This is a genomic window from Streptomyces sp. NPDC058045 (genome assembly GCF_042885635.1).
In the GTDB taxonomy this organism is placed as follows: domain Bacteria; phylum Actinomycetota; class Actinomycetes; order Streptomycetales; family Streptomycetaceae; genus Streptomyces.
In genome coordinates, this window is record NZ_JBHVRR010000098.1 from 1 (window position 1) to 8,208 (window position 8,208).

The window sequence follows — 8,208 nt, forward strand, 5'->3', positions numbered from 1 at the left end:
ACGCACTCTCGCCGCACCGGCCAAACGCCCAAGTACGTCCAGTACGAGGGCGCTTGGCCGGCGCACCGAGAGCACGCACCAGACCCCGCTCCTTGGTCCACGGAGATCCAAACGACACGGCCTCGCCGTCTCAAGGGTGCAGATGGGCCGGGGCGTCCGCGGGGGTCGGGTACGGGGTCTCGGTGGGGAGGAGGGTGCGGGCGCCGACCGGGTCGCCCTGCTGGACGCGGGCGCGGATGGTGCGGGCGAGCGGGGTGACGTCGGTGACGGAGACCAGCCACTCGTCGGCGTAGCGGTGTGCGGCCTCGCCGGAGAGGCCCAACTGGAGGGAGCGGTGGGGGAGCGGCGCCAGTTGGAGATCGCGTTCCGGGTCCCACTGGACGCGGGCCGGTGACGACCTCAACTCCCGCTTCCAGTCGGCCTGTTCACCGTGGACCGCACCGTCGAAGTGGGACAGGCAGGAGTGCCGCAGCGCCCACTCGAAGCCCTCGCGGGTGATCTCCACGGCGAGGACGGTCTCCTGCCCCTCCTTGGTGCCCCAGCCGCAGCGGTACATCATCCAGAGGAAGGACGGCTTGATCCACGTCATCCGGTCCCGTTTCCAGGCCCCGGGGAAACGCCCGTTCCGGGCCGCGGGCTCCCCGATTCGCGGGGCGTAGGCCTGGTAGACGGTGAGGGTGGTGGGCGTGTACTGGGCGCGGATCTGGTACTTCGGTAGGGACACGCCCACCAGGGTGCCGCGGGGGACGCCCGCCCGTCATCCGGATTTCCGCCCGCCGGGACACCGGGCGGGGCGGAGGGGGAACCGGACGTGCAACTCTTCGGGACCGGCAGGTGTCTAGCGATCGAATGTTCTCCTGCAACCGTTCTCCTGCAACCGTTCTCCCGCAACACGCTGTCCGTCTGCCCGTGTTCCGACAGAGGTGCTCGCCATGCCGATATCCCCCCACAACCGTCACGCCTCCCGTGCCGCGGTCGCCGCCCTCGGCGCTGCCGGCCTGATCGCGCTGGCCGCGGCTCCCGCCGCCGTCGCCGATGAAACCGAACCCGAACTGGTCATCGGTGGCATCAAGCCGATCGACGGGGTGAGACCGGGGAGCACCCTCGATCTGCCGGTCACCGTGGAGAACAAGGGCAGCGCACCCTCGGAGAAGGTGTCGATCTCCTACGGCCTCACCCGGGGACTCGACTTCGCGGAGGTTCCCTCCAACTGCTGGACACAGCACGTCCCGTCGTACGACGAGATGCCCGAGCGGTGGACCGCGGTGTGCGGGTTCGACCAGGCGGTGGAGCCGGGCGCCGTCTACACGCCGGAGAAGCCGCTCCGTGTCAAGGCACTGGACCGCGCGTTCCACGATGAGCTGCGCCTGCGTGTCGGGGAAGTCGATCTGGGACCGGACGAGAACGGCACTCCGCCGGTGAAGGGAACCGCACCGGCGGTGAAACTGGTCGAAAGTCAGGCCGGGGGCGGGAAGTCCGGGCGGGTCGTGGATGTGCCCATCACCTCCGTCAACACAGCCGACTACCAGGTGACGGGTGCCGCGTTGAAGGGGCGCGTCGGCGAAACGCTTTCGATGAAGGTGGAGTTCACCAACGCCGGGCCCGCCTGGTTCATGGCCGAGGTGGGGAAACCAACCGCGAGCGTCATCGTCACGCCGCCCGCCGGAACGTCGGTGGTCAAGCCCCCCGGGTTCTGCCGGGCCAAGGGCGGCGGGGTGTACGACTGCGGCATGAGCCAGCGGGGCCTCAACGAGGGCGGCCGGGAGACCTACACCTTCAAGCTGAAGATCGACAAGCGGGTGGCGCACGCCAAGGGCTCGGTGGCGCTGACCACCGAGGCGCGGCCGTCCGACCCCGACCAGGCCAACGACAAGGCCGACATCACGCTGGACGTCACGGGTGCGGAGCCGACCGGCTCGACGGGCAGCACGACCAGCGGCTCGGGCGGGTCGGGCGGATCGACCGGCGGCTCGGGCAGTTCGGCCGGCGGGTCGCCCGGTGGGTCGTCGTCGGCCGGCGGGGACGGGACGACGGTGAACGGCGGCAACCTGGCGGAGACCGGGGCCTCGGTGCTGCCGATCGCGGGCGTGGCCGCTGCGGCGGTGGTCACGGGTGCGGGCACGCTCGTCCTCGTGCGCCGCCGCCGGGCCCGGAGCCTGAGCTGACGACCATCCGCCGCCGGACGGTGCGCCCGGGACGGCGAACGGGCCGCCGCACCCCCGGAGTTGGAGGTTGCGGCGGCCCGTCCCGTGGGGGGAGGCCGGGTCAGCTCAGGAGTTCCACCTCCGCGAGGGTGCCGGAGCCCTCGGGGACCAGGCGGTAGTGGGTGTAGTCACCGGGGTCGGCGATGGTGAAGGCCCGGGTCTGCTGGTTCCAGCGGAACGCGGCCCCGGCTCCGCCGCGGTGGTCCAGGTCCTTCCAGGTCGTGCCGTCGGCGGAGCCCTGGACGGTCCAGCCGGCGGGGGCCTTGGTGCGGTCCGCGGAGGTCAGCGTGTACTGCACGCCCTTGGTGGAGCCGGAGACCGGCAGGTCCACCGGGCCGGTGACCTCGGCCGTGGTCTTCGAGGTGTTGTCGAAGAGCGCGCCGTCACCGCTCAGGGCGTCCGTCCGCGGGCTGGCCACCTTGTCGTCCTGGGTGAGGGAGACGGGCGCCGCGTCCTTGCCGGTGCCCCAGGACGACGGCTTGGGACCCATCTCGAACTCCAGCGTCCCGCCTTGCTGGAGAAGGGAGTTGGAGATCCCGGTGGAGTCCCACTTCTTGCCGTTGACCTTCAGGCCCTGCACATAGATGTTCTCCGCGCTGTTCTTCGGCGCCTTGACGACGAGGTCGCGGCCGTTCTCCAGGTGCACGGTGGCCTTGGTGAAGAGGGGCGAGCCGATGGCGTAGTCGCCGCTGCCCATGACCAGCGGGTAGAAGCCGAGCGAGGAGAAGAGGAACCAGCCGGACTGCTCGCCGTTGTCCTCGTCGCCGTGGTAACCCTGCCCGATCTCACTGCCGTTGTAGAGGCGGGAGAGGACCTCGCGGATCTTCTCCTGCGCCTTGTACGGCTGCCCGGCCGCGTCGTACATGTACGCCACGTGGTGGGCGACCTGGTTGGAGTGGCCGTAGTTGCCCATCCGGACGTCCCGCGCCTCGACCATCTCGTGGATGATGCCGCCGTAGGAGCCCTTGAACTCGGGGGAGGCCGCCTCCGGGGTGGAGAAGTAGGTGTCCAGCTTCTTGCCCAGACCGCCCTTGCCGCCGTAGAGGTTGGCGAGGCCGCGTGAGTCCTGCGGGGCGGTGAAGGCGTAGCCCCAGCCGTTGGTCTCGGTGTAGTCGTAGCCCCAGACCCGCGGGTCGTACTTGTCGGAGGGCAGGCGCCAGTCGCCCTTGGTGTCGCGGCCCTGGAAGAAGCCGGCCTTGCCGTCGAAGAGCTTCACATAGTCGCGGGCCCGGTTGCGGAAGTACTCGGACTCCTCCTGGTAGCGCTTCTCATGGGTCTTGGCGTAGAGCGCCTTGCCCATCTCGGCGATGCCGTAGTCGTTGACATAGCCCTCCATCGCCCAGGACAGGCCCTCATGGGTGTCCGTCGTGGTGTAGCCGAGGAACGGGGAGGTGGCCATGCCCTTGCGGCCGACCCCGGCGGACGGCGGGACGACGGTGGCGTTCTTCACCGCCGCGTCATAGGCGGCCTTGGCGTCGAAGCCGTCCACGCCCTTCACATAGGCGTCCGCGAAGGCCACGTCGGAGGAGGTGCCGGTCATCAGGTCCGCATAGCCGGGCGAGGACCAACGCGACGTCCAGCCACCGTCCTTGTACTGCTGGACGAAGCCGTCCACCAGCTCCCCGGCCTTCTTCGGGGTGAGGAAGGAGTAGGCGGGCCAGGTGGTGCGGTACGTGTCCCAGAAGCCGTTGTTGACATACGGCTTGCCCTCGACGATCTTCGCGCCGCTCTGCGTCGGGGTGTCCGGCTTCTCGGCGGGGGAGAAGGGGCTGGCGTACTTGTAGGCGCCGCCGACCTTCTCGTAGGAGGAGTTGGGGTAGAGGTAGAGCCGGTAGAGGCTGGAGTAGAGGGTGGTGAGCTGGTCCTCGGTGGCGCCCTCCACCTCGACGCGGTCCATCAGCCGGTCCCACTGCTGCTGGGCGCCGGACCTGACCTGGTCGAAGGAGGAGCCGTCGGGGATCTCCTGCCGGAGGTTGTCCTTCGCCTGGTCGACGCTGATGAGGGAGGTGGCCAGGCGCAGGGTGACCTGGTTCCCCTTGCCGGCCTTGACCCGCATATAGCCGGTGACGTCACCGCCCGGGTTGCCCTTGACCTTGCCGCTGTCGGTGACCGGCGCGTCGAGCACGCCGTAGACGAAGAGGCGGGTGGCGCCGGTGGAGCTGCCGGACTTGACGTCCGAATAGCCGCTGACCACACCGTTGTCGGGGTCGAGGGTGAGGCCGGCCTTGTCGGAGACGTTGTCGAAGATCAGGCTGGCGTCCTTGCCGGGATAGGTGAAGCGCATCATCGCGGCGTGGTCGGTGGGTGTCAGTTCCGCCTTCAGCCCGTTGTCGAAGGTCACGCCGTAGTAGTGCGGGCGGGCCGTCTCGTTCTCGTGGCGGAAGGGGAGTTGGCGGCCGCTGCGGGTGGCGTCGGGGGTGCCGCCCGCGACGGACGGCATCACCTGGAAGGTCTGCCGGTCACCCATCCACGGGCTGGGCTCGTGGCTGGCGCTGAATGCCTGGATGGTGGGCAGGTTGTCCTTGTTGTTGCCGCGCGCGTAGTCGTAGAGCCAGCTCAGGGAACCCGCGTTGGTGACCGGCGTCCAGAAGTTGAAGCCATTGGGGACGGCGGTGGCGGGGAAGTTGTTGCCGCGGGAGAAGCTGCCGCTGGAGTTGGTGCCGCGCACCGTGGAGGCGTAGTCCGACTTGTGGGCCTTGGGGCGCTCGGGCGCCGCCCGGTCCAGCGTGATGTCGTCCACCCAACCGCGGAACTTCTGCGGGCCCTTGGGCGAGTCGTACGCGACCAGTACGCGGTCCACCGTCTTCCCGGCGGCGACCGAGCCGATGCCGGCGGCGACGTTGTTCCACTGGTTGACGTAGAGGGACTTGGCGGCGCCCTGGCCGCGCGGCGTCAGCGGGAAGCCGTGCGTGTCCTCGGCGCCCAACTCGCTGAGGTAGGTGCCGTCGGTGAAGGCGAGGTCCACCGAGACGTTGGTCGCGTCGTACGACAGCTTCTTGGCGTCCGCGTCGGTCATCTGCGGATACACCCGGTAGCCCAGCTCGGTGTCCCGCTTCACCTGCACATCGACGTCGAAGACCTTGTTGTACGAGTAGCCGCGGCCGTCGGCGCTGTGGGTGCCGGCGTAGCGCAGGGCGCGGGTGCCGGTGAAGCCGGCGCCGGCCTTCGCGGTGGGGGAGCCGCTCGGCCCGTGGTCCACCACGGTCTGCATGTCCTCGGGGCCCGGGGTGCCGGTGTCGGCGGTGGCCAGTTGCACATCGGCGAGCTGGATGGCGTCCGGGGCGCCGTTGTTCTTGGTGATCTCCAGCCGGAAGTGCCGGTACTCGCCCGGCTCGGCCAACTCGAAGGTGCGGGTGCCGAAGCGCTCGGCGAACACCTCGCCGCCGCGGGTGTCGAGGGTGTGCCAGTCCTTGCCGTCGGCGGAGCCCTGGAGCGTCCAGTCCTTGGGGTCGCGCTCGTCGTGGTCGTTGGCGGCGGTGAACGCGTACTTGGTGATCTTCCGTGGGGCGTCGAGGTCGAACTCCACCCAGGCGGTCGGGGTGAACGCCAGCCACTTGGTGCCGGATTCACCGTCGACGAGGTTCTCCTTGACCTCGCCGCCGCCGGAGTTCTCGCCGCTGGCCCGCACCTCGGTCACATGGTCGTTGACGTTGCCGGGCATCCCGCTGCTGAAGGCGCCGTCGACACCCGAGGAGCGCTTGGCGCCGTCCGTACCGGTGTCCACGGTGCTCTGCCAGTCGGGCTCCGGCTGCCCCTGCTCGAAGGAGGAGGCGAAGGAGGTGCCGGGCTGCGAAGGCTTCTCGGGGAGGGCGACGGCCGCTCCCTGGGCCGATGCCACGAGCATGGCGGCGGCCGCCCCCAAGGCGGCCGTATAAGCGAAGTGTTGCCTGGGTCTGCGCCGCATCCCTGGGCCCCTCCCTTGGATCGGACAACGTTGTCAATCTCTTGGTGCGCAAGCATTGGTGCGGCACCAGTAGGGCGGCAAGTGGCGGGTGGTGTCAAGGGTGTTGGCAGGGCTGTCCGGCGAGTCGCCGCCGGTGGCGGGGAGTTCGCGGTATCAAGGGTTCCGGGTTGTTGGTCCGGACCACCCTCCGGGCCGCTCCGCTCGGGGCGGGGGCACTGATGTACGCGAGGTCTCAACTCGGGAAAGACTGGCGGTGAACCGTGCATTCGATCTTGCCCCCGCATCGGGAAGTGGACTATACCTATCGGCGTCCGCAGCAGCCGCTCACGCGGTCGCGGGCGCGCCCGGGGGTTTCGGGGGGAAGCGGCACGCGGTGTCAGGGGGCACCGACTGCCGGTTATTCCAGTAGGTCCCGGCTATTTTCGGAGCACAAGAAATTCGAGCAAGACCCCAGCTTCACTTCACCGCGGTGCCGGGGAGGATCCGGTTCACCGCCTGAGTCCTGAAGAAGGCGAGGACTTGAGCATGGGATCCACTTCCGCGCAGCAGCCCCGTGAGGGCGTGGGCCGCCGAGACCTCATCAAGCGCTCGGCGGCGCTCGGCGTTGTCGCCGTTCCCACGATGAGCTTCCTGGCGTCCTGCGCGAGCGGCGGCGACAGCGACGGCGACAAGGTCGACAAGGGCAAGAAGTCCGACAAGAACCCGCTGGCCGTCAACGACTCCGCCCCGCTCGACTTCGTTCTCTTCGACGGTGGTTTCGGAACCGAGTACGGCAAGGACGCCACCAAGCTCTACATGGAGTCCTTCCCGAAGGCGAAGGTGAAGTTCTCCGCCACCGAGAAGATCCAGTCCACCCTCCAGCCGCGCTTCAACGGCGGCACCCCGCCGGACCTCATCGACAACTCCGGTGCCGAGCAGATGGACATGGGCGTCCTGGTCGGCAAGAAGCAACTCACCGACATGACCGCCCTGTTGGACGCCCCGTCGGTGGACGACCCGAAGAAGAAGGTCCGCGACACCCTGCGCCCGGGCGTCGTCGAGATGGGCCAGTTCGACGGCGACCCGTTCTGGATCATGTACTACGCCTACACCGTGTACGGCGTGTGGTACTCGCAGACCGCGCTGGACAAGCTCGACGTCCAGTACCCGGAGACCTGGGACGACATGCTCGCCGTCTGCGCCAAGGCGAAGAAGAAGGGCATCGCTGGCTGGACCTACGCCGGCAAGTACCCGTACTACATCCCCTTCTCGCTCTACCCGTTCATCGGGAAGATCGGCGGCCGCGAGGTCCTGGACCGGATCGACAACCTGGAGCCGAACTGCTGGAAGGACCCGGCGGTCAAGGCGGCCTTCGAGGCCTACTACGAGCTGTTCAAGAAGGGCTACGTCCTCAAGGGCACCCCGGGCCTGGACCACATCCAGTCCCAGACCGCCTGGACCGAGGGCAAGGCGCTCTTCATCCCGAACGGCTCCTGGGTGGAGAACGAGGCGGCCAAGACCACGCCGAAGGACTTCCAGATGAAGGTCGGCGCCCCGTCCTCCCTGGACAAGAACGACAAGCTGCCGTTCGGCACGCTGTGGGCGTCCGGCGGTGAGCCCTTCATCGTCCCAGCGAAGGCGAAGAACCCCGACGGCGGCATGGAGCAGCTCCGCCTGATGCTGAGCGAGGCGGCCTCGAAGAACTTCACCACCAAGGTGAAGTCGCTGACGTCCTTCAACGGCGGCACCGACGGCCTGACCCTCTCCTCCGCCCTCCAGTCCGGCGTCGACGTACTGGAGAAGGCGGGCGACAACATCCTCAACCCGCGGCTCCAGGACTGGTACGTCGAGCTGCAGAAGCAGAAGATCGGCGTGGGTGTCATCGGCGAGATGATGGCGGGCCGGATGACCCCGGCCGAGGCCATCAAGAAGTGCCAGCAGTACACCGACGCGGCGGCGAAGGACGACTCCATCAAGCACTACAAGCACCAGTAAGCGGCGCGTCGCGGCCGGGGCCGGCCCCAGAAGGGCGGCCCCCGGCCCGTGCGGGAGCACTAAGGCGGCCCCCCCCAGTGATTCGGGGTCCGCAGAGATGCAAAACCGCAAAAAACCCATAAAACC

The 8,208-nt window shown here is 68.7% G+C and carries 4 protein-coding genes; 2 read left to right on the top strand and 2 right to left on the bottom strand.

Features of this window, described 5'->3' with window-relative positions; translation table 11 throughout:
* Positions 1 to 130: 130 nt before the first annotated feature.
* Positions 131 to 724 (bottom strand): DUF4291 domain-containing protein, encoded by a 594-nt coding sequence (locus ACFVST_RS28870; protein WP_390156547.1) that lies wholly within the window; start codon positions 722 to 724, stop codon positions 131 to 133.
* A gap of 208 nt (positions 725 to 932) precedes the next feature.
* On the opposite strand from ACFVST_RS28870, the gene ACFVST_RS28875 reads away from it, so the two are divergent.
* Positions 933 to 2,165, top strand: coding sequence for a hypothetical protein (locus ACFVST_RS28875; protein WP_390156548.1), 1,233 nt, complete (start codon positions 933 to 935; stop codon positions 2,163 to 2,165).
* A 100-nt stretch (positions 2,166 to 2,265) separates the two neighbouring features.
* On the opposite strand, the gene ACFVST_RS28880 is transcribed toward ACFVST_RS28875, so the two are convergent.
* Complete coding sequence (locus tag ACFVST_RS28880; RefSeq protein WP_390156549.1) at positions 2,266 to 6,108, bottom strand: GH92 family glycosyl hydrolase; 3,843 nt, start codon at positions 6,106 to 6,108, stop codon at positions 2,266 to 2,268.
* Between the two features lie 525 nt (positions 6,109 to 6,633).
* Between ACFVST_RS28880 and ngcE the strand changes: the two genes are divergently transcribed.
* Entirely contained in the window at positions 6,634 to 8,082 is a 1,449-nt protein-coding gene (gene ngcE / locus ACFVST_RS28885) for an N-acetylglucosamine/diacetylchitobiose ABC transporter substrate-binding protein (protein ID WP_390156550.1), read from the top strand.
* Positions 8,083 to 8,208 lie beyond the last annotated feature (126 nt).

Excerpts from the sequence above, each read along its gene's own strand:
- ngcE (WP_390156550.1), top strand. The coding sequence starts at position 6,634 with ATGGGATCCACTTCCGCGCAGCAGCCCCGTGAGGGCGTGGGCCGCCGA.
- ACFVST_RS28880 (WP_390156549.1), bottom strand. The coding sequence starts at position 6,108 with ATGCGGCGCAGACCCAGGCAACACTTCGCTTATACGGCCGCCTTGGGG.
- ACFVST_RS28875 (WP_390156548.1), top strand. The coding sequence starts at position 933 with ATGCCGATATCCCCCCACAACCGTCACGCCTCCCGTGCCGCGGTCGCC.